Raw genomic sequence first — 22,091 nt, forward strand, 5'->3', positions numbered from 1 at the left:
TTTAAGTGAGAAAATGAAAAGGGGAATTGGTTATGCAACAAATTAAAAAAATAGGAAACTCATTTTGGTATATGACACCTGTTTCTGAAACAGATAGACCTATCTTAGGAATGGTCGTTGGACAAGAAAAAACGTTAATGATTGATGCAGGAAATTCAGAAGAACATGCACAATTATTTTTAGAAATGTTAAAAGAACAAAATATATCGAATCCTGATTTTGTAGCATTAACGCATTGGCATTGGGATCATATTTTTGGATTATCTGTATTACAGAATGCATTAACTATTTCGCACGCTGAAACGAAAAAAGAAATGCAGGCAATAGTATCTTATGAATGGACAGATGAAGCGTTGGACGCACGCGTAAAAGAGGGTACTGAAATTGCATTTTGTGCGGATTGTATCAAGAAAGAGTTTGAAGAAAAAGCGAGAAATATTAACATTATTCCTCCAACCTTAACGTTCCAGGATCAAATGGAATTAGACCTTGGTGAAGTGACATGCGTGTTAAAACATGTGGGCGGAGATCATGCGCATGATTCAGTTGTTATGTATATAAAAGAAGAAAAGATATTGTTTGTAGGAGATTGTATATATGCAGATATTTTTTCTTCAAAGTGGAACTATACGACGAAAAGAACGTTTAAATTGATAGATGAATTAGAGAAATTTGATGCTGAGACATATATTCTTTCTCATGGGACAGCTATAAATCGAGACGAGTTTTTACAAGAAATTCATTTGATAAAAACAGTAGGAACATATACAGAAGCTCATAAAGGCGATGAAGAGAAGATAAAGGCAGCGTATAAACAAGAGCTAGATAGAGAATTAAATGCAGATGAGTTAGAAACAATAACGTATTTTGTCAATGGTTATGAAATGAATAATCTGTAAGACACTACATTAATCAAATATAATTAAATTGCACAAAAAGAGTATTGAAATTTAATTCAATACTCTTTTTAATAGTTAAATATCTAGTTACAACCAATTTCTAAAATTGGGGCTCGTTATCTGAAGTTATATCACTTTATAGGGGTTCAGATAGAAGCTTTCTTTGCTAATTCAGTAATATATTCAAAGAAAACATCATGTTTTACATCATAAACGACATTTACAGGTCGTCCATCAGTAGTTTCTTCTGTACGTCCTTGGCTTGGTCCGTATGTATGAACGATACTATTAATCGTTTCAGTTTTTGCAAGGCTAGTGTTTCCGACAAAAGCGGTAGTTAGTACATCCCATAAATAGTAAGTAGAGTTCGTTGAGAAGTGAACGAGAGGAGGGACCATTGCATAGCATTGACCAAGGAAATCCATACCAATATACTTTCGCTCTTTTGCCCACTGTTCACGTATGTTTATAGTTAACGGAACTTGGTTTGTACTTTCTAGTGTCACTAAGTCGATTTTAATTTTTGCATCCCATACACGAGCCACTGCTTCAGGGTCCCAAAACGAATTCCACTCAGCTGTTCCATCATGCTCTGGTTCATGTACATTGCCAGCTTTAAGAAATGTACCACCCATCCAAACGAGGCGTTCAATTTTATCTTCGATTATGGGAGCTTCATATAATGCACGAGCAAGGTCAGTTAGGGGCCCAGTAAATAATAAAGTTGTTTTTCCTTCCGTTTGTAGAAGCGTTTCTATTAAATGATGATGCGCGGGTTTTGCCACCACGGGTGTTACAACTTTTCCAGACTCATTTAAAATTGGTAGAGCATCTACATAAAATGCATGCATCCGCCAGTCTTTCGGAAACGGGTTTTGCCCGCGAGAGTTTGAAGCGGCTACGGCAATATTACCTTTGCCGAAGCGATCGATAATTTTACGACTGGCAGACATTGCGGGTTCTAAATAGCAGTCTGCTGGGATAACAGATACACCGATAAGCTCAACGTTTTCCATTTGAAGTAATAAAAATAATGAAATTAAATCATCTACACCGCCATCATGATTGAAGTACACTTTTTTCTTCATTGTAATCTCCATCCTATATGATTTAGTTAGAAATTAAATATGAATTGAGGAAAAGTCATCAATAATTTCCACCACTTCAATTTCTCCATTAATCAGTAGCTCAGGAAGATCATTTCTAATATTTCCTTCCCAATACTCTCTAGCTTGTTCGATTTTTTGAGAAAAAGGAATTCCATCTTCTTTCGGTAAAAGATTCCCGTCACCTTCAAAATAATTTCCGATCACTCGTAGTTTAACAATCTGTAAAACTTCTCGATTGTAAGAATCAAATAGCGCTCTCCATTTCAAAGCATCCTCATAGCTTTTAGCAGCATATAAGCAAGATAACCTGGAAGGGTATTCAGGGAATTCTTGTAGTCTAACCATTTCTACAATTGTTTCTCTAACTGCTCTAATTGTTTGATCCATATAACTCATAACTACTTTAGTATTTTCATTGTTTATATGTAATTCGTTATTTTTATAGTGTTTATTTAAAATTTGTATGCCATCTTCACCACTAGCATTTAATTGTTCTCTTTCAAAAAAGAAGTGATATAGAGTATTGTGTTGATTTTTGTTAAAAGGAATGATTTGTCCGATATGCATTTTTTTCCTTGTTACGATGTGATATGCGTAAAATTCTGCTTCATTCATGGTTATCCTCCTAGTAATAGTGTAATGCAATGTTTAAATTTAGTAATTCAACATTGCGATATATATATCCTCTATAAGTAAAAGTGAGAATTTGAGTAGAAAGGAAAAAATGAAAACGTTTTAAATTTGTTCACAAAATGTTCACTTACGAAGGGGTTTCCAATGTCGATATAATGACAAAGACTCAAAGAGAAAGGATGATGAAATTTGCCAACAACAAGAAAGGAAAACCTCCAATTTGGCATGATGATGTGCCTTGGGATGGTTATCGTAATGACGTTTTACAATTTACTAATGAATGAAACAGGAGGACCAATTTATATTAAAGAGATTGCATTAGAACTATTAATTGGCTTTATTATTGCACTATTAATTGAAATATGTATCGTTGGACCTTGTGCGAAAAAAATTGTATTCATATTGCCATTTGATAAATCTAAAAAAATAAATATTATCGTTGCAATGGCGACAACTATGGTAATTGGAATGGTGTTCTTTATGTCATTTTTCGGTATGGCTATGATGTATTTACATGATGGACTACAAGGAGATTCATTTGTTTCCATTTATTTTACGATTTTTATTAAAAATTTCATAATGGCATATCCATTACAATTAATTATTATGGGACCGCTTGTACGTTTCTTATTTGCAAAGTTTGTTATGAAAAAGAAATCTTTTAATGTAGCGTAATTTTCATTTATAAAACATTATATATAAATAATAAAAAACACATCTCGCATTTTTGAGGTGTGTTTTTTTGTTCATTCCAAGTTATTTTCATAGTGATGTGACATTTGTCCTTTTGCCATTATAGGATGATGGTTTTTAATTAAGTCAGAAATAAAGGAGGAGGAGATGATTTTTTGAAAGGTATTATATTTGCTATTTTTGCGGGGATATTTATAACACTTCAAGGAACCTTTAATGCGAAACTTAGTTCACATATCGGTATATGGTCGACGAGTATTATAACCCATTTAATTGGATTCATTATTGCAACAACTGTATTTTTGTTAAAGAAAGAAGAGAAAATAACGGATTTAAAGAGTGTGAAAAAAATATATTTAGTAGCTGGTGCACTTGGTGGGTTAATCATTTGTGCAGAAACAGTAGCGATACATGCAATGGGAGTTACAGTAACAGCGGGAACACTTATGGTTGCTCAATTATTAACAGCAACTTTTATTGAGATGAAAGGATTATTTCAAATGAAAAAGATACAGATGGAGAGATATCATATTGTGGGAACAATAATAATGATTATAGGTATTGTTGTATTTAATATGTAAATGAAAGGAGAAATGAATATGGAGGATAGATCAGGTTTAATTACGCATTATTTGAAAACCAATAAAACGCTCGAGGTTTTTTCAGAAATAGATACAGCTTATTTTCAATTAAATCACTTTGAAAAAGGCGAGCTCATTTGCAATATAGATGACGAAATGGATCGTTTATATTTTGTTGTTAAAGGTAAAGTAAAAGTTTATACGATTACACCTGAAGGGAAGAAACTAATTCTTCGCTTTATCAATCCATTGGCCATTGTTGGTGATATTGAACTAATTCAAAATAGCAAAGCACATAATGTCGTTGAGGCTTGTTCAGATGTTGTAGCAATCTCTATTTCTAATACGGTTATTAGAAACAAGTTATTACATGATCCTATATTTATAAAGTTCTTGCTTGAAAACATTGCGAACACGTTAAAAATATCGACTCGTTTTACTGCTCTTAATTTACTTTATCCTGTAGAAGTACGTGTAGCTAGTTATTTGCTTTCAATTTCAACAGATAGTAACGGGAATATGTATAAAGGGGATTTGGATGCAACTTCAGTAACGAGTATTGCAGATTTTATAGGGGTAAGTTATAGGCACGTAATTCGGGTATTACAAAGATTTTATAATGAAAAGCTAATTGAAAAGAGTAATGGAGTTATTGTAATTAAAGATTTTTCTAGAATGAAGGAAGTCGCTAAAGATAATATATATGAGCAATGAAAGGGAGAGGAAGATTTTGATTGGATTTAGTTTAGCTATATTAGCAGGAATATTAATTAGCGTACAATCTGTTTTTAATGCAAAAGTAAATGAAAATGTAGGACAGTGGTTAACGACTACATGTGTCCTTGGAATAGGTCTCATTAGTTCTATTCTATTTTATATCATTACAGAAAACAGTATTAACATTAAAGTGTATACTGCAAATTATTTGTTTTATGTAAGTGGACTGTTTGGTATCGGGTTAATTATTTGTATAATGGGTGCAATAAAGAGTCTAGGTCCAGCATATACGGTGCTAATTAGTCTTATTACTCAATTGGTCGTTGCGTTATGCATTGATACATTTGGATTATTTGGAATGGAGAGTATTCCATTACAAGTAAATAAATTAGTTGGTATAGGTTTATTAATTGTGGGAGTAGGAATTTTTAAAAATCTATTTTTGAATAAGAAAGCTATTAAAATAACTGAAGATGAGATTTAAAGAATATAAAGGAAATGTGTTAATGTTCAGATTATATATTTATGCAGTAGGGAATGCTTTTCTTATATGCCCTGTTTGTGAAAGATTTGTATCTATTTAATAAAAAAACGTGAGTTAGCAATTAGCATAGTTGAAAGGAAAACATCGATATGTCGAGGTCTTCTTTATTTATTGTTTTGAGATTATAAGAATTTAAGTATAGGATTATGAGAAGTGTTTTTAGATAAGGAGAATATGACTGGAAATTAAAATATTACTAAATATACGTAACTAATGAATACAATGTCTTTTTCAGTTATTAAGTTGTAAATCATTTTATGATAAAATCTTTTACATAATTTAATAAAGGGGTAGTATTCAATGGGTTATTTCTCAAATGGGTTATTAGTTTTGTTTGTGCTAATCGTATGCAGTTGTATATTTTTTGGTTGATAATATAATGAGAGTCTTATATAAAAGAAGTTATCTTAAGTGAGGTAACTTCTTTTTATTTTATATTGAGAAGGAATTCTATCTTTCTTATTGAAGTTTGTTCTAGTTATTTTTACATCGATTACATTTGTGTAAAGGGAATTTTATGAAATATAAACAAGCCAGAGAATAGGGAGTGTTTACATGGAAAATAGTATACGCTACACAAGTGAACACCCTACAGATTTTAATGGATTATTATCCTTATACGAATCTTTAGGATGGAATTCTCTTAAATTAACGGTTAACGAGTTAGAACGAATGTGTAAGCAAAGTTGGTATGCAATTTATGTTTTTGATGATAAGAGGTTAGTAGGGATGGGGCGTGTCATATCAGATGGAGTCATAACAGGTATTATTTGTGGAGTTGGTGTATTGCCAAAATATCAGTCTAGTGGCATCGGAAAAGAAATAGTGAAACGATTAATCCAGCACTGTGAACAAAACAAGGTTATTCCACAACTTATGTGTGTAGAAAAATTGCAATCTTACTATGAATCTATAGGTTTTGAAGCATTCTCTATTGGGATGACAAAACATATTATAAGATAGAGGTGCTTTATCTTGCTATTTGTCGGGTAGTAAAACCCCACGGATTAAAGTTTCACTTTATATTTTCAGTTTACTTGTACATATTTTCAAACTTCAACATAAAGGAGAATGGCTGTATGGAGATTGCTAAAGGAGTAGAAATGTTACAACTTGAATTTCAAGAATTTGTTATTCATCCAATTCTTTTATGGGATGATGAAATGGCAGTATTAATAGATACGGGTTTCCCAGGACAAATTGAAGATATACAAGTAGAGATGGAAAAGGTTGGGGTATCATTTGATAAGTTAAAAGTCGTGATTTTGACGCATCAGGATATTGATCATATAGGTAGTCTTCCGGAGTTGTTGCAGCGCTGTCGAAGTAATATTAAAGTTTATGCGCACGAACTAGATAAGCCATATATCGAGGGGGATTTACCTTTATTGAAGGACGGAAATGTAGAGAACCGCCCAAAAGGAAAAGTGAGTGATACTGTGATTGACGTGCAAGAACTTCCGTATTGCGGTGGAATACTAATTCTTCATACTCCAGGGCATACTCCGGGTCATATTAGTTTATATTTGAAACAAAGCAAAATTCTTATTGCAGGAGACTCTATGTATAGTGTGAATGGGATGTTAGGAGGAATTCACGCCCCAACAACTATAAATATTAAGGAAGCAAAGCAGTCTTTGAAGAAGTATTTAAATTTACATATTGAATCTGTAGTTTGTTACCATGGGGGATTAAGTAAGGAGAATATAAATGTTCAACTTCAAAATTTGTAAAGTTAAAATGGAGTTTTTTGTTAAGTGGCGTTGAAGTATAATCTGATTATTAGTATATAAATAAATTATAAAAGAGCATGTTTGAAAAAATTAAACATGCTCTTTTATTAAAGTAAATCAGTTTAATATGAATGACCTAACCCATTCCAATAAAAAGAAACGATTTCTTGTGCTAATTCATCTATATTTGCCAGAATAGGATTGTGATTTTCATCTTTAAAATTCCCAATTGATAATAAAGATACGAAAGCATGAGCCACAAATTTAGCGTTTCCTTTCGGAATTTCTCCCATGTGCATCGCAGTATCGAGTGCTTTTTCTAGCACTTCATACATATTATTTTCAGCATTTTTTAATTCCTTCAATTGTTCTTCAGATAACGACATTTTAGCATCTTTCATAAAATTTTTCATATCAATATCCATCGTTGCGTGTAAGTAAACTTTGGCGAAGTCTAATAATCTTTCTTCTAAAGTTTTGTTTGTAGAGAGTATTTGAGACATATTCTCTCGTATACGTATCATCATTTGGGTCATAGTAGCGGTAAATAAATCGGCTTTTGTTGAATAGTAATAGTAGACGGTTGCTTTCGTAACACCACAAACTTTTGCGACTTCACCCATAGAAACGACTTGATAATTTTGTGTAAGAAATAAGCGAGTTGCCACTTCTAAAATGGTTTCTTTTGTAGATTTTGTATTTTTATTTTGCCGTGGCCTTCCGAGAGGACGTTGTTTTTGTTCCAAATCCATTCGCTCCTGACATTTATTCTTGAGATAATTATAACATAATTTTCAATCATTCTTGATTAATTAACCTACCAGTATATATAATTAATAATGAAGGAAAAAAGGAAGGTGGGTTTTTATGAAAAAGCACCCGTTACATATGTTAGGGAGGCTTGTAGCAGGAAAAAATACGCAATGGATCACTTTATCGGTATGGGTTCTTATTACATTATTACTTTCATTTACGTTACCACAAGTAAACAGTACGAAAGAACCGAATCCAAAAAATTTACCTGAAACAGCTATGTCACAGCAAGCGGAAGCGCTTATGAAAAAAGAGTTTCCGAATAATGCAGGGAATCCGTTGTTAGTAGTATGGTATAGAGATGGTGGATTACAGTCACAGGATTATAAACTCATACAAGACGTTTATAAAGAGTTAAAAGCTAGTCCTTTAAAAGAACAATCAACGTTACCGCCATTTGATACAATTCCAGAGCAAGTATTATCAAAAAGTGCATCAAAAGATGGTACATCATTTGTTACACCGGTATTCTTTAATAAATCTGCTGGTACGGATATATTAAAAGGAAATCTTGAAGAGTTTAGAAAAATAGTGAATAGTAAGGTGGATGAAGATCCATTTAAACAAAAAATAAGTGAATCTGGTTTACATGTTCGATTATCTGGACCTGTAGGTATTCAAACGGATGCAGTTAGTTTATTTAGTCAAGCAGATGTGAAATTGTTAGTGGCTACTGTATTATTAGTCTTGGTCCTATTAATTTTGCTTTACCGTTCGCCAATTTTAGCAATTTTACCTATACTTGTTGTTGGCTTTGCATATGGTATCATTAGTCCTACACTCGGTTTTTTAGCTGATCATGGATGGATTAAAGTAGATGCCCAAGCAATATCAATTATGACAGTATTATTGTTTGGTGCTGGAACGGACTATTGTCTATTTTTAATTTCGAGATATAGAGAGTACTTGTTAGAAGAAGAAAGTAAATATAAAGCATTACAACTTGCGATTAAAGCTTCTGGCGGTGCAATAATAATGAGTGCGTTAACTGTTGTACTTGGATTAGGGACATTATTACTTGCTCATTATGGTGCCTTTCATCGATTTGCAGTACCATTTAGTGTTGCTGTATTTATAATGGGAATCGCGGCTTTAACGATTTTACCAGCACTATTATTAATTTTCGGTAGGATTGCATTTTTCCCGTTTATACCGAGAACAACTTCAATGAATGAGGAGTTTGCAAGAAAGAAAAAGAGGGCTGTAAAAGTTGAAAAATCAAAAGGCTCCTTTAGTAAAAAACTTGGAGATGTAGTAGTACGAAGACCTTGGACAATAATTATGCTAACTGTGTTTGTATTAGGTGGATTGGCTTCGTTCGTACCACGTATTCAATACACATATGACTTATTAGAATCGTTTCCAAAGGATATGCCTTCTCGCGAAGGGTTTACGTTAATTAGTGATCATTTCTCGGCTGGTGAACTAGCACCAGTAAAAGTGGTTGTTGATACGAAAGGAAAAGAGCTTCCTATTAAACAAGAACTAGAGAAATTTTCTTTCGTAAATACAGTGAAAGAGCCAAAAGAGGGAAAAGAAAATAAGCAAATACAAATGTATGAAGTTTCTTTAGCGGAAAATCCATACTCAATTGAAGCGTTAGATCAAATTCCTAAATTGAAAAGTAATGTAGAAAAAGTATTAAAAGATGCTGTGATTAGTAATGCTGAAGAGCAATTGTGGATTGGTGGAGAAACAGCTTCATTATATGATACAAAGCAAATTACTGAACGTGATGAATCAGTAATTATTCCAGTAATGATTAGCATTATCGCTTTACTATTACTTGTCTACTTACGATCGGTTGTTGCGATGGTTTATTTAATTGTAACTGTCGTTTTATCATTCTTCTCAGCGTTAGGAGCAGGATGGATATTGCTTCATTACGGTATGGGAGCGCCGGCCATTCAAGGTGCGATACCGTTGTACGCATTCGTATTTTTAGTTGCTTTAGGTGAAGATTATAATATCTTTATGGTTTCAGAAATATGGAAAAACAGAAAGACACAAAATCACTTGGATGCAGTAAAAAATGGTGTAATACAAACAGGTAGTGTTATTACATCGGCAGGTTTAATTTTAGCAGGAACTTTTGCAGTGTTAGGTACACTTCCAATTCAAGTATTAGTTCAATTTGGTATTGTAACTGCAATTGGCGTATTACTAGATACGTTTATCGTAAGACCGTTACTTGTACCCGCAATTACAGTTGTGTTAGGCCGATTTGCTTTTTGGCCAGGTAAACTTTCAAGAAAGAGTGAAGAAATACAAAAGGTGGATGCATAGTGAAAAAAGCCAAGGGTATTTTCCTTGGCTTTTTTCAATGTAGTTAATTAATTTTTTGAAGTCAAATCATTAGCTGCAGCGTGATCAGCATCTTCAATTGTTGTTTCGGGCATTCCGTATAAGCCGTTCATTGCTTGTTCTTCAATAGTAAGGTTTGCAGTATTATTATTTTGAATAGATGTAGTATTTTCAGTAACATTTTCTTTTTTATTCATATTTTTGTTATTCATGTATGTATCCTCCAAATTTCATTTGATTTATCTATAGTATGTGGATGGATTTCAAGAAATATGTGAATTGATTCTTACATATGTTATATAATTAAATAAATAATTAGGGTGAAATGTAAACTGTTAGGAGTGAACAATTATGGTGAAAGCAAGGGAAATAGCCTTCTAAAATAAAAAGAAAATTTTAGGAGGCTATTAGAATGAAGTTTCATGTAATTGATAGAGAAGATTGGAATAGAGAGCAGTATTTTGAGCATTATTTAAAGTTGAAATGTACATTTAGTATGACTGTTAATGTTGATATCACGATGTTATTAGAGGAAGTATATCAAAAGGGAATAAAATTTTATCCCGTTTTTATATATTTAATTTCTAGAGTAGTAAATAATCATAAAAAATTTCGAACATGTTTTAACGATGAAGGAGTTTTAGGCTATTGGGAGGAAATGATACCGAGTTATACAATCTTTCATAAAGATGATAAGTCTTTTTCAAGTATATGGACGGATTATTCAAGTGATTTCCGCACTTTCTATAAAAATTATGAAGACGATATGAGATGCTATGCTAGTGTTCATGGTCTTTTCACGAAAGAAAATATTCCTCCTAATGTATTTCCGATTTCTAGCATACCTTGGACTAGTTTTACTGGATTTAATCTTAATATTAATAATGATGAAAATTTTCTATTGCCAATTATAACTTGTGGGAAATATTTTAACGAAGGAAATAAGGTTATGCTACCAGTTTCATTGCAAGTACATCATTCGGTTTGTGATGGATATGATGCGAGTCAATTTATAGAAGATTTACAGCAGTTAAGTAACACTTGCAACGATTGGCTTAAGTAATATCTAATTTTTAATTATATAAAGTGAAACTTTAATCAGTGGGGTGTCAGCCCCGCTGATTATTAGCCCAACCCCCACCTAACTTCTTTGCTTTCGCTGAATTTTGAGATGGGGGTCTTACTGCCCGGCAAATAGCGGAATAAAATTGAAAATGAATAAAAGAAGAGACCATGTTGATATTACATGGTCTCTTCTTTTATTCATTAATACTAAGTAATTGTGGAAAATATAGGGTGATTTGTAGTTTAATAGTAAAGAGAGTGATTAGTATTAATTTTCTTTGTTTTTAAAATTTTAAGTATGTAAATGTTTAACAGGGGGGGATAAAGTGAAATTCGTAAGCATTGAAAAAGATGAAATCTTAATTGGGGATATGGCAAAATTGTATTGTAAAGTATTTGAGAAAATAAATTTCAATGAAATAATCGAGCGAATGAATAGGCATATAGAATATACAGGTTTTAAAGGTATAGTAGCAATAAATGATGAAAATGAAGTAGTTGGCTTTACTTATGGTTATCGCTCAATGGAGGGACAGTACTATAATCAATTAATGAGAGAAGCGTTACATCTAGAGCAAGTAGACGAATGGTTACAAGATTGTTTTGAATTTGTAGAGTTAGCAGTCCACCCACAATATCAAAATGAAGGTCTTGGAACGAAATTACATAATGAATTACTAGAAGGGATTCCAAATAGAACAAGTGTTTTAACAACACAAATAAACAATGAAAAAGCACGTTCGTTATATGAAAGATTAGATTGGATAAATATATTGGAGCCATTTCATCCAAGTACAAATGATGTTCCATATGTAATAATGGGAAAAGCATTAAAAACAAAAGTGAATTGATAATTATGGCATTCACAAAAATGGTTGGTTTGTAATAATGAAGGGGAAAACGAAAATGAAGAGAATATCTATAGAAAAAGCTACAATTTTAGATGCTGAGAAATTAACAGAAATAATGAAAAGAACATTTGATGCAGAAGCAAAACAATGGCTATACGGCCAAGATGATGTCATTGATTATAACATTCAACCGCCAGGGTATTCTTCAGTTGAAATGATGGAATATTCCATTGAAGAATTGGATTCTTTCAAAGTTGTAATGGATAAAGAAATAATTGGAGGGATAATAGTTACGATTTCTGGTAAGTCGTACGGTCGAATTGATCGTATTTTTGTAGATCCTGTTTATCAAGGAAAAGGAATTGGATCACATGTTATGAAATTAATAGAAAAGGAATATCCAAACATAAAGATTTGGGATCTCGAAACATCTAGTAGACAAATTAATAATCATCACTTTTATAAAAAGATGGGCTACCAAATGATTTTTGAATCGGAAGATGAGTATTGTTACGTGAAAAGAATAAAAACAAGCTCAAACAAAGAGAGTGTAGTTACAAATAAAGATATGAAAAATAGTCAATACGAAAACTGTAATTTAGCAAATACAGAGTATTATCAAGTGAATTTAAAAAACAGTTCATTTGTTGGTAGCAATATAATGAATATGAATATGAGTAATTGTAATGTAAGTCAATCAAAGTTTAGAAATATAAATTTTAGATGGTCATCATATGCAGATTTAAATCTTTCTGGCAGTAAATTTAATTTGGTGACTTTAGGTGGAGTGCAATTTAAAAATACAAGTCTCGGAGATGAGAAGGAACCTATTGTATTCGATAAATGTGATTTGGAAGGTAGCACTATAAGTAATAGTAATCTGAAAAATATTGAAATAGAAAATTGTGATATAGTCGGCATGAAACTAAATGGTATTTCAATTGAAAATTTTCTTGATTTATATAACAAGGTGAAAAGTTAACCAAATCCATTTATGTCGTTAATCTTTTTGAAAATTAAGTGTTATATCAAAATAATTATGTAAAAATGACATAAAGAAATACGAGTGAGAAGGTCATTCATACACGTTTCTAGAATACACACAAACAAATATATTGTTATTTATACGGAGGAGAGAAAGATGGGGATCAACGTTAGAGCAGTAGAAATACAAGATGCTAGAGCAATTCATCGTATATGTATACAGGATGACGTTTTACCGTATATGGTTTTCTTACCTAGCATGCGTGTAGAAGCTATGGAAAATAGAATTCGAAATTTAGCACCAAATCAATTTGAATTTGTTGCAGAATATGATGGAGAAGTTGTTGGATTTGTAGGTTTAACACAAAGTCCGGGCCGAAGATCTCATTCAGGCGATTTATTCATTGGGGTAGACAGTGAATATCATAATAAAGGAATTGGGAAAGCACTTCTTATGAAGATGCTTGATCTGGCTGATAATTGGTTAATGTTAGAGAGAGTAGAACTAGGTGTGTTAGAAACGAATCCAAAAGCAAAAGCTTTATATGAAAAATTTGGATTTGTAGAAGAGGGAGTAAAGATAGGGAATTTGAAAGCTCACGGAAAGTTTATTAATGAAATTATGATGAGTCGTTTTAGACCGAATGGTTTAATTGTACATAATTAATAGTTAAAAGCATGACAGTATACTGTCATGCTTTTTCATTAGAATTTGGCTGTAATAAAAATAATACTAAACCAATAAAAATAACAGTAATTCCTAGTCCTTGTTGTAAAGAAATAGTCTCATGTAATATAAAGTACGCTAGCATACAAGTGCCAATTGTTTCACCTAAAATACTCATTGAAATTACAGTAGCACTCATCCATTTTAATAACCAATTAAAAATGGTTTGTCCTAAAATTGTAGCAATGAAAGCTAATCCAATAAAGCACAACCAAGTTTGTGTAGAGTAATGGATGAAAGATTCTTGTTGCATGAAAGCAAATATGCTAAGAAAGCCAGCACTACTTCCATAACTAATTACCGAATAGGGTATAAGTGACAAATCTTTACGAACGTGTTGGCTAATGAAAAAATAAGCAGTAATGATACCGGCAGCGATAAATGCTAAAATATCTCCATATAAAGCTTCTCCACTAATTTTGAAATCTTGCCAGCCAATGATGATACTACCTGAAATAGCGATGAGGCAACCAATAACCGCTCCTTTCGTAAATCTCTCCTTAAATAAAAAATAACCACCAATCATTGAGAACAAAGGTTGTAACGTTACGATAACTGTAGAGCTTGCTACAGAAGTATATTGTAATGATTCAAACCATAGTACATAATGTGCAGCTAAAAATAGCCCAGATGTGAATCCGAATGTCCATTGTTTTTTCGTTAAAGTTTTTAGCTCATTTCGACTATTTTTATTAAATAGTAATAACGGTAACAGGATCAGTGTGGCAAAGAATAATCGGTAAAAAGCAATGATTGTCGCAGGAGCATCTGCCAATTTTACAAAAATTGCTGAAGTTGATAAGGCGAATACACCAAAAAATAAGATGAAATATGAAAGAATAGGTGATTTCAAAGTTTGTCCCTCCGATAGAATGTTTATTATAATAAACTTAATGCGATATAATGTACAAAAGTAAGTATATAAGTCCCGGAGATAATAGGAAAGGATTATTTGCCTTTGTTTAGTATGTCAGCACAAAGACAATGAAATATGCATTATGATGGACGAAAGGAAGTTTTACTATGATACATGATAGGCTTGGACAAACAGTATTAAGTTATCGTAAGAAAAATAATATGACAATTCGTGAATTCGCTGATTATGCAGGGATTAGTACATCACTAATTAGCCAAATTGAAAGAGGACATGCTAATCCTTCTTTAAATGTTTTGGAGTTAATTGCAAAAGCATTAAATGTACCGCTATTTACACTTTTTATTAATGATATCGATACAGATTCGCTCATTTCTAAGAAAAAAGATCGAAAAAAAGTATATCGGGAAAACAATGATCATATTGTATATGATGTATTAACACCTGATTTTATGAAAGCACGTATTGAAATGTTAATGATGGATTTAAATAAACAAGCAAACACAACAGAAAGTCATTATTCCCATGAAGATAAGGAAGAGATTGCTGTTATTATGAAAGGGGAAGTGTACGTAGAATTGGAGGGAAAAGAATATTTTTTAGAAGAAGGCGATGTTGTACGTATTCCACCAAATGTGAAGCATCGATTTTTGAATAAAAGTGATGAATCGAATCACATTTTATTTGTACTGACACCATCTTTAGGATGAAAATATAGTGATTTTAACTAGAGGAGAAAGAAAATGGAAAACAAAAGTATTTTAAAAGGCGGCCTTTCAATTATTTCTCAATGTAAAAAAGAAACAAATGATATTTGGCATGCGCATTTTGGAGCAGCTGCAATTGCTAGTTATTTTTTTATGAAAGATAATAATATTGATGAAGAAACAGCTCGTAATATGTATTCGCAAACAAGGATGATGCTGAACAAGAAAAAAATTGGTGAGATGATTGATGATAAAAAAGAAATAGATTTTAAAATTGCGGAAAATATGATTATAAAATCTTTAGAACAAACGATTGATGAGCTTCATTGGGTGGGGCATAACGTCATTTATGCGTCATTAAGTTTATTAGCTATGAAAGAGCTACAAAAATGGGGTGATAATCAAGCAATTGAAGGGATTACTACTCTTATTTTATCATTTCGAAAAACAATTCCAGGTAGATCGTGGATTGGTTATACGACGAAAGAAGTAAAACAATTAAGTTTTGAAGAGGAGATACAAAGTGAATTGAGTAATCCAACACAAGTATCTCAGTTCATTTTAAATGAGTTATCGAAATTTAATAGTATTTATCGAGCGGAATCACATCATGATTTAATTGGGCATTTGCTTACATACTCCCACGCAATTAATATAATGTACGATTTAGGACATATAGATATATTTCAACGAGGGATACGTCCGCTGTTAAAACTAGTATACGTACTAAGAGCTAGCCAAAAGCTCAAGCTGAATACGGAAATAACTTTACACTCACCTATAGATCGATTACCTTTAATTCAATCTAAACGTGCAAATATTTTACCAACTGAAAATATATTTTGGATAAAAGACTATAGTGAATTCGATTGGGATTTTGGTCATGTATTTAAATTCTCATATAGTTATTTTAATCATATACAGAGAGCTCCAAATTATAAAGATATCACATTAGAAAAATTCCGTTATGTTATTCATTCTTAATGAACGTTAATGATCTGTAAAAGGATGTTTAATCTAGTTTCTTTTTTTGTTAGTAGTATATTATTTTTTCAAATATGTAAGATTTTACATGTGTATTTTACTTTTACTAATTATGTAAGTAGGCTATACTGAAATACATACATTTTATTTTTGGAGAGATGTAAAACGACATGGAACTAGCGAAATTGGAAAAAGTAATTGAAATAAAAAAAGAAGAACTTTTATATTTAGTATCGGATTATGGAATTCAACATGAAAAAGTATTGGCATTGAGTCAAGAACTAGACAAATTAATCAATTACTTTATGTTTTTAAAATAAAGAGAACTATGACGGGGTTTGTAAATGTTATAGTTCTTTTTTATTAGGTAATTTGAAAATATATTCAAATATATTGTCTAATTTCTTACAGAATGCGCAACTTGCTAGTCGAATATAAGGACTTTTGGTTATAATAAAAAGGAATTATTAATTGTATCGGTTAGGAGCGCAGCACATATGAAAACAGTTGTTGTTATCGGTGGAGGTATAACGGGACTTTCTACTATGTTTTATTTAGAAAAATTAAAAAAGGATTATAATATCGATTTAAATTTAATTCTTATTGAGAAAGAAGAGTATTTAGGTGGTAAAATCCATAGTGTGGAAGAAAAGGATTTCATTATGGAGTCAGGAGCGGATTCAATCGTTGCTCGTAATGAATATGTTATGCCACTTGTAAAAGATTTAAATTTAGAAGATGAAATGGTATATAATGAAACGGGTATTTCTTACATATATTCTGAAAACATGTTACATCCGATTCCTTCTGATACTATATTTGGGATACCGATGAGCGCCCAGTCTTTGTTTAGCAGTACGCTAGTCTCAACGAAAGGGAAAATCGTAGCTTTAAAAGATTTCATAACGAAAAATAAAGAGTTTACGAAAGATACATCACTTGCTCTATTTTTAGAAAGTTTCTTAGGGAAAGAGTTAGTGGAAAGACAAATTGCTCCTGTACTTTCAGGCGTATATTCTGGTAAATTGAATGAGCTTACAATGGCATCTACATTACCGTATTTACTGGATTATAAAAATAAGTATGGAAGTATTATTAAAGGTTTTGAAGAGAATAAAAAACAATTTCAATCAGCAGGAAATAAAAAATTCGTATCATTTAAAGGTGGACTATCTACGATAATTAATCGCTTAGAAGAAGTGCTCACTGAAACTGTCGTAAAAAAAGGTGCTATAACGACGGCTGTAAGTAAACAAGAAGATCGATATGAGATTTCTTTTGTAAATCATGAAACAATACAAGCTGATTATGTTGTTTTAGCAGCTCCGCATGATATAGCACAAACTTTATTACAGTCTAATGAGTTAAATGAGCAGTTTAATACATTTAAAAACTCATCTCTTATAAGTATTTACTTAGGATTTGACATACTAGATGAACAACTACCAGCTGACGGCACAGGGTTTATTGTAACGGAAAACAGTGATTTACATTGTGATGCTTGTACATGGACAAGTCGAAAGTGGAAACATACATCGGGTAAACAAAAATTATTAGTAAGAATGTTTTATAAGAGCACCAATCCGGTATATGAAACAATCAAAAATTATAGTGAAGAAGAATTAGTACGAGTAGCTTTATATGATATTGAAAAGAGTCTCGGAATTAAAGGTGAACCAGAAGTAGTCGAAGTTACAAATTGGAAAGATTTAATGCCGAAATATCATTTAGAACATAATCAAGCGGTTCAAGCATTGCAAGAAAAAATGACGAATCTTTATCCAAATATATATTTAGCTGGTGCCTCATATTATGGTGTCGGAATTGGTGCGTGTATTGGAAATGGAAAGAATATAGCCAATGAAATAATGGCTACATTAAATGAATAATACTGTAGAATAAATAAAAACTGTTCCTTCAGCAAAATGGAGGAACAGTTTTTATTTATTTTATTTGAATGGAAATTGTATTGTTTTTTACATTGTTTTCTTTTAATGTTAATGTTATTTCTCCAGACTCTTTAAATGAATACGGTGATAGTTGATAAATATCTTTTATATCATGTTTTTCTTGTAATTTATTTACCGGTATTGATATGATATTTGGCTTCCATGTTTCTTGTTTTCCTGAAGGATATTCTATAAGTATTACCGGATTTTTTAACTGTATTGTTTTCCAAGAGACAAAATATAGTTGTACTTCTGTATCTTTTTTTAATAATTCTTCGGAGAAATAACCGAATTCGCCTACATTACCGAAAACAGTATAGTTTTGATTTTTTAATTTAATATCTAAATAACTAGGTTGATATGTTACCGCATGATAAGTTCCATATGAAAGTGAGAGTATGGCAGCGATTAAAATACCGATTGAAAATGTCCTAAAGCTATTACCTTTAAAGCTAGTCATCATGAATGAGTTTGGTGTGAATTTTTTTGCGAATAAAAAAATAAGTAATATGAGTAAGAGGGATAAGCCGATGAATATATACATAGATTTTTACACCTCCATAGCGCAAAATGGATTAACTATATTTTACCATAAATGTATGGGTTAGGGTGGTTGTTTAGAAGGAAAAAATGAAGGAACAAATTCTTTACAGTTCTTGATAATTTAAAATTTGATTTATGAAAATTATAGTGTCATGTTTGAGTCGCAATCAGAAGGTATCCAATTCGTGTATATAGAATAAAGAGGGAATGCGCCATTAGAAATGTTTGACTTATGGAACAATAAGGACTTTACTAATTATACATATTTTTTCTGATATAATGAATGAGTAGAGAGAAAGGAGTGATCCTATGGCATTTCCTATATTAGAAACAGAACGCTTACGTTTAGTTGAAATAGAACAATCTTATTGTCAAAAAATATATGAAATCTTTTCATTGGATGAAGTGACGTGTTATTACGGTATGAATTCTTTTACGGAGTTTGGACAAGCTTCACGTATGATCGAATCTTTTTCAAAAAATTACTTTGAGAAAAAGGCAATACGATGGGGAATTGTGTTAAAAGAAACGAACGTTTTAATAGGAACAATTGGACTAAACAATTTACAATTATGGAGTAAACGATCTGAGATTGGATATGATCTGCATCCTCGCTATTGGGGAAATGGTTATGCTTCAGAAGCAGCTGGAGAAATTATTAATTATGGATTTAAAGATTTAGGTTTGTTTAGAATTGGAGCTATTACATATCCTGAAAATGTTACTTCTTGTAGAATGTTATCTAAAATTGGCTTCCAAAAGGAAGGGCTATTGCGCGGATATATTCATCAAGGAAATAAGCAACACGATGCATTATTGTATTCTATAGTGCGAACTGATGTTGAGGACATAAATTTATAATAAAAAAAACCTCTTAATTAAAAGAGGTTTTTTTTATTATAAATTAACCTAATTTAGGTAATAAACGTTCTCCGCTTTTCATGCTACTTTTACATAAAGGGCATTTAGGCTCTTCTTCAAATGAAAAGTTCTTTCTCATCCATCCTAAACAATCCTCTGATTCACATTCCCAAACAGGGGTTTGTTCTGGTGGTACTTCTGCTACATCGTTCTTTCGATTGCGATACATGTAACCACTCCTTTTATGTAAAAAATTTTAGTTATATATTAAAAAGGTTGTTAACCTTGCTGGTAACAACCTTTTTATTGTTTGAATTATAGCTTTACAACGTTTTTAGCTTGAGGTCCGCGGTTACCTTCTTCAACTTCAAAGCTAACTTCTTGACCTTCGTCAAGAGACTTGAAGCCGTCGCCAGTGATAGCTGAGAAGTGAACGAATACATCGTTACCGTCTGCAACTTCGATGAAACCGAAACCTTTTTCGCTGTTAAACCATTTTACTTTACCTGTTAATGTCATGGTAATGCCTCCTAAAAGTAGAAAAATTACAATATGATCGGCCTTATTTGAATGAAAATAAAATTTCACATATTATCAAAAACCCATAAGGAGTACAAACTGTCCCTGATTGATACTTGATAATATGCAAAGAAAATATAGTGTTAAATTGACCTTAATTACTATCTTACAACAAATGGTGGGAAATAGCAAGTGCTGGTAATACCACTGAGTAATCTGGGTGATAATAGTAAAGGCACAAAGGAACCTCTTTTATTTATATATTATTCCTAATTGGGATTTATGCAAAATCATGTAAGAAAAACTTAGAGTAAATATTAATAATATATTTTTCGTGGTAAAATATGGTTGGTTACTGTTGGTAGTTAAATATTATAAAAGGAGAAAAGAAAGTGAAAAATAATTCATTTATAATAATTGAAGCAGCAAAAGCAGGGAGAAAAAAGGTCCATCCAGTCTTTGCTGTAATATTAGCCATTATATTTTTGACTTTAGGCGAACTTTTTATGTTATTTATGTTATTTTTACCGAAAGCTGAAACGATATTCATGAAAGGTATTTATGACAATGTTAGAATGGTGTTAACGTTTGGCGGAGCTATATTTATTTTATTTATATGGGTTCGTTTTGTAGAAAAAAGACCTTTTTCATCCATTGGCTTTTGGAAAGAGAAATGGATGAGAAAGTATTTAAAAGGTGCGTTAATAGGGTTTTTATTTATTTCAACGCCAGTTATTCTACTATTATTAATGGGGAGTGTGAAATTGCAAGTACAACATATTACCTCAACAGTGATAGTAGGAATAGTAGGATCTCTAGTTGCATTTTTAATACAAGGGGCAACGGAAGAAATTATTGTACGAGGTTGGTTATTCCCGGTTCTTTCTGTTAGAAGTCGTATATGGGTTGGAATAATTGTAACTTCATTTTTATTTGGATTTCTTCATCTACTTAATCCAGGAATTACAATATTATCTATATCGAATATAATATTAGTGGGTGTTTTCGCAGCTTTATATGTATTGAAAGAAGACGGTCTGTGGGGAATATGTGCATGGCACTCAATTTGGAACTGGGCTCAATATAATGTATATGGTTTTGCAGTTAGTGGCACAACTGTATATTCTACTCCAATTTTTAAGTCTATAACAAATGGACCAGAAACATTGCATGGAGGCACGTTCGGAATTGAAGGTAGTATCATTACAACAATCATGCTCACTGTCGCTTCAATTGTTTTATGGAGAAAGTTATGGGGAAGAAAAGCGAAACAACGAAATTTTAGTTAATGAAAGAGGGAGAAACTATGGGGATAATAGCATTTGAGGGAGCAAGCGCTGTTGGTAAAAGTACCACGTGCCGTGAATTAGAAAAGAATTATGGTGCTTATATAATACCTGAAGTGAATTCTTTATTTGAAAGACCAAAAAATGAACATAGAACATGGTATTTTGAAAAACAAGTTGAGCGCTGGAATATAGCTGTTCAGAAGTCAAAGCAATATGAATTAGTAATACTCGATGGCGATATATATCAGCCACTTAGTTATAATTGGTGTTTTCATTTTGATATATTTAATCAGCCATTATCTTTAATAGAAAATTTTTATAAAGAAAAGATGATAAATAGGGAAATTGGTTTTCCAGATCAATATTTTTATTTATATACGAACGATGAAGAACTTAGAAAACGGAAAGTATCTGATGAAACGAAAAGAAGGAGAAACTTTGAAAAACATTTACATATATCAAAATCGTTTCAGCGTTATTATGAAAATTTAAATACTGTTACAGATGGGTATTGTAAATTAATTGAGGCAAAAAGTGTAAGAAATAATGAATTAGAAATAGTGAGAAACTCACAAAATTTGAACGTGTGTGAAGAAAGACGTTTTGATGTTTCGAAGTTAGATGCTATTACGAAGTGGTTAAAAGAAAATCGTGCATAAAGTAAAAACAACGAGTGTTGTAGAACGCGCTCGTTGTTTTTTTGTTTCTTTAT

The 22,091-nt window shown here is 31.8% G+C and carries 27 protein-coding genes; 19 read left to right on the forward strand and 8 right to left on the reverse strand.

Features of this window, described 5'->3' with window-relative positions:
• The first annotated feature begins 32 nt into the window (after positions 1-32).
• Entirely contained in the window at positions 33-899 is an 867-nt protein-coding gene (locus tag NST27_RS11390) for an MBL fold metallo-hydrolase (RefSeq protein WP_001184109.1), read from the forward strand.
• A gap of 146 nt (positions 900-1,045) precedes the next feature.
• Here NST27_RS11390 and NST27_RS11395 read toward each other — a convergent pair whose 3' ends face one another.
• Together NST27_RS11395 and NST27_RS11400 are read right to left on the reverse strand one after the other, a co-directional pair.
• Positions 1,046-1,999, reverse strand: coding sequence for a nucleoside hydrolase (locus tag NST27_RS11395; RefSeq protein ID WP_100619868.1), 954 nt, complete (start codon positions 1,997-1,999; stop codon positions 1,046-1,048).
• A 21-nt stretch (positions 2,000-2,020) separates the two neighbouring features.
• Positions 2,021-2,623, reverse strand: a complete 603-nt coding sequence (locus NST27_RS11400; protein WP_001001046.1) for a DUF2441 domain-containing protein — start codon at positions 2,621-2,623, stop codon at positions 2,021-2,023.
• 207 nt (positions 2,624-2,830) lie between these two features.
• On the opposite strand from NST27_RS11400, the gene NST27_RS11405 reads away from it, so the two are divergent.
• The 6 genes from NST27_RS11405 (at position 2,831) to NST27_RS11430 (ending at position 6,909) form a co-directional block, all read left to right on the forward strand.
• Positions 2,831-3,316: a hypothetical protein gene (locus tag NST27_RS11405; protein WP_001987380.1), complete on the forward strand. Its 486-nt coding sequence runs from the start codon at positions 2,831-2,833 to the stop codon at positions 3,314-3,316.
• Positions 3,317-3,489: 173 nt separating this feature from the next.
• Positions 3,490-3,915: a DMT family transporter gene (locus tag NST27_RS11410; protein WP_000676010.1), complete on the forward strand. Its 426-nt coding sequence runs from the start codon at positions 3,490-3,492 to the stop codon at positions 3,913-3,915.
• Between the two features lie 18 nt (positions 3,916-3,933).
• Positions 3,934-4,629 (forward strand): Crp/Fnr family transcriptional regulator, encoded by a 696-nt coding sequence (locus tag NST27_RS11415; protein WP_000390202.1) that lies wholly within the window; start codon positions 3,934-3,936, stop codon positions 4,627-4,629.
• Positions 4,630-4,645: 16 nt separating this feature from the next.
• Entirely contained in the window at positions 4,646-5,116 is a 471-nt protein-coding gene (locus tag NST27_RS11420) for a DMT family transporter (protein WP_000579022.1), read from the forward strand.
• 615 nt (positions 5,117-5,731) lie between these two features.
• Positions 5,732-6,139, forward strand: coding sequence for a GNAT family N-acetyltransferase (locus NST27_RS11425; protein ID WP_000431735.1), 408 nt, complete (start codon positions 5,732-5,734; stop codon positions 6,137-6,139).
• 116 nt (positions 6,140-6,255) lie between these two features.
• Entirely contained in the window at positions 6,256-6,909 is a 654-nt protein-coding gene (locus tag NST27_RS11430) for an MBL fold metallo-hydrolase (RefSeq protein ID WP_000401503.1), read from the forward strand.
• A 122-nt stretch (positions 6,910-7,031) separates the two neighbouring features.
• Here the strand turns inward: NST27_RS11430 and NST27_RS11435 are convergent, their stop codons facing one another.
• Positions 7,032-7,655, reverse strand: a complete 624-nt coding sequence (locus NST27_RS11435) for a TetR/AcrR family transcriptional regulator (RefSeq protein ID WP_000436044.1) — start codon at positions 7,653-7,655, stop codon at positions 7,032-7,034.
• 121 nt (positions 7,656-7,776) lie between these two features.
• On the opposite strand from NST27_RS11435, the gene NST27_RS11440 reads away from it, so the two are divergent.
• Positions 7,777-10,008, forward strand: coding sequence for an MMPL family transporter (locus NST27_RS11440; protein ID WP_000716580.1), 2,232 nt, complete (start codon positions 7,777-7,779; stop codon positions 10,006-10,008).
• A 47-nt stretch (positions 10,009-10,055) separates the two neighbouring features.
• Here NST27_RS11440 and NST27_RS11445 read toward each other — a convergent pair whose 3' ends face one another.
• Positions 10,056-10,238, reverse strand: coding sequence for a DUF4021 domain-containing protein (locus tag NST27_RS11445; RefSeq protein WP_001060659.1), 183 nt, complete (start codon positions 10,236-10,238; stop codon positions 10,056-10,058).
• Between the two features lie 200 nt (positions 10,239-10,438).
• On the opposite strand from NST27_RS11445, the gene catA reads away from it, so the two are divergent.
• From catA to NST27_RS11465, 4 genes are all read left to right on the forward strand, one after another.
• Complete coding sequence (gene catA, locus NST27_RS11450; RefSeq protein ID WP_000668532.1) at positions 10,439-11,089, forward strand: type A chloramphenicol O-acetyltransferase; 651 nt, start codon at positions 10,439-10,441, stop codon at positions 11,087-11,089.
• Positions 11,090-11,417: 328 nt separating this feature from the next.
• Positions 11,418-11,942 carry a GNAT family N-acetyltransferase gene (locus NST27_RS11455; protein ID WP_000673964.1) on the forward strand — a complete coding sequence of 175 codons (525 nt, stop codon included), beginning with the start codon at positions 11,418-11,420 and terminating at the stop codon, positions 11,940-11,942.
• A gap of 37 nt (positions 11,943-11,979) precedes the next feature.
• Positions 11,980-12,924, forward strand: a complete 945-nt coding sequence (locus NST27_RS11460; protein WP_001987418.1) for a GNAT family N-acetyltransferase — start codon at positions 11,980-11,982, stop codon at positions 12,922-12,924.
• A gap of 159 nt (positions 12,925-13,083) precedes the next feature.
• A complete protein-coding gene (locus NST27_RS11465) occupies positions 13,084-13,593 on the forward strand; it encodes a GNAT family N-acetyltransferase (protein ID WP_000512616.1) in 510 nt (169 codons plus the stop codon).
• A 25-nt stretch (positions 13,594-13,618) separates the two neighbouring features.
• On the opposite strand, the gene NST27_RS11470 is transcribed toward NST27_RS11465, so the two are convergent.
• Positions 13,619-14,506 carry a DMT family transporter gene (locus NST27_RS11470; protein WP_000841812.1) on the reverse strand — a complete coding sequence of 296 codons (888 nt, stop codon included), beginning with the start codon at positions 14,504-14,506 and terminating at the stop codon, positions 13,619-13,621.
• 170 nt (positions 14,507-14,676) lie between these two features.
• Here NST27_RS11470 and NST27_RS11475 point away from each other — a divergent pair, with 170 nt between their 5' ends.
• The 4 genes from NST27_RS11475 (at position 14,677) to NST27_RS11490 (ending at position 18,107) form a co-directional block, all read left to right on the forward strand.
• Positions 14,677-15,237: a helix-turn-helix domain-containing protein gene (locus NST27_RS11475; RefSeq protein WP_000581029.1), complete on the forward strand. Its 561-nt coding sequence runs from the start codon at positions 14,677-14,679 to the stop codon at positions 15,235-15,237.
• Positions 15,238-15,270: 33 nt separating this feature from the next.
• The gene (locus NST27_RS11480) at positions 15,271-16,218 is read left to right on the forward strand and encodes a hypothetical protein (RefSeq protein ID WP_000428899.1); all 948 of its coding nucleotides are present in this window, start codon (positions 15,271-15,273) and stop codon (positions 16,216-16,218) included.
• A gap of 170 nt (positions 16,219-16,388) precedes the next feature.
• Positions 16,389-16,538, forward strand: a complete 150-nt coding sequence (locus NST27_RS11485) for an aspartyl-phosphate phosphatase Spo0E family protein (protein ID WP_000417698.1) — start codon at positions 16,389-16,391, stop codon at positions 16,536-16,538.
• Between the two features lie 177 nt (positions 16,539-16,715).
• Complete coding sequence (locus NST27_RS11490) at positions 16,716-18,107, forward strand: protoporphyrinogen oxidase (RefSeq protein WP_000860361.1); 1,392 nt, start codon at positions 16,716-16,718, stop codon at positions 18,105-18,107.
• Between the two features lie 55 nt (positions 18,108-18,162).
• Here the strand turns inward: NST27_RS11490 and NST27_RS11495 are convergent, their stop codons facing one another.
• The gene (locus tag NST27_RS11495; protein ID WP_000275249.1) at positions 18,163-18,711 is read right to left on the reverse strand and encodes a hypothetical protein; all 549 of its coding nucleotides are present in this window, start codon (positions 18,709-18,711) and stop codon (positions 18,163-18,165) included.
• 308 nt (positions 18,712-19,019) lie between these two features.
• Between NST27_RS11495 and NST27_RS11500 the strand changes: the two genes are divergently transcribed.
• The gene (locus NST27_RS11500; protein WP_000885392.1) at positions 19,020-19,571 is read left to right on the forward strand and encodes a GNAT family N-acetyltransferase; all 552 of its coding nucleotides are present in this window, start codon (positions 19,020-19,022) and stop codon (positions 19,569-19,571) included.
• A 43-nt stretch (positions 19,572-19,614) separates the two neighbouring features.
• Here the strand turns inward: NST27_RS11500 and NST27_RS11505 are convergent, their stop codons facing one another.
• Both NST27_RS11505 and cspD read right to left on the reverse strand, forming a co-directional pair.
• Positions 19,615-19,800, reverse strand: coding sequence for a cold-shock protein (locus tag NST27_RS11505; RefSeq protein ID WP_000286203.1), 186 nt, complete (start codon positions 19,798-19,800; stop codon positions 19,615-19,617).
• An 86-nt stretch (positions 19,801-19,886) separates the two neighbouring features.
• A complete protein-coding gene (gene cspD / locus NST27_RS11510; protein WP_000176366.1) occupies positions 19,887-20,090 on the reverse strand; it encodes a cold-shock protein CspD in 204 nt (67 codons plus the stop codon).
• 392 nt (positions 20,091-20,482) lie between these two features.
• Between cspD and NST27_RS11515 the strand changes: the two genes are divergently transcribed.
• On the forward strand, positions 20,483-21,379 hold the full coding sequence (locus NST27_RS11515; protein ID WP_000794817.1) for a CPBP family intramembrane glutamic endopeptidase: 897 nt from the start codon (positions 20,483-20,485) through the stop codon (positions 21,377-21,379).
• Positions 21,379-22,038 carry an AAA family ATPase gene (locus tag NST27_RS11520; RefSeq protein ID WP_002005064.1) on the forward strand — a complete coding sequence of 220 codons (660 nt, stop codon included), beginning with the start codon at positions 21,379-21,381 and terminating at the stop codon, positions 22,036-22,038. The genes NST27_RS11515 and NST27_RS11520 overlap by 1 nt, the downstream gene beginning before the upstream one ends.
• Positions 22,039-22,091: the final 53 nt, after the last annotated feature.

This window comes from Bacillus sp. FSL W8-0770, from assembly GCF_038008705.1.
Taxonomy (GTDB): domain Bacteria; phylum Bacillota; class Bacilli; order Bacillales; family Bacillaceae_G; genus Bacillus_A; species Bacillus_A cereus.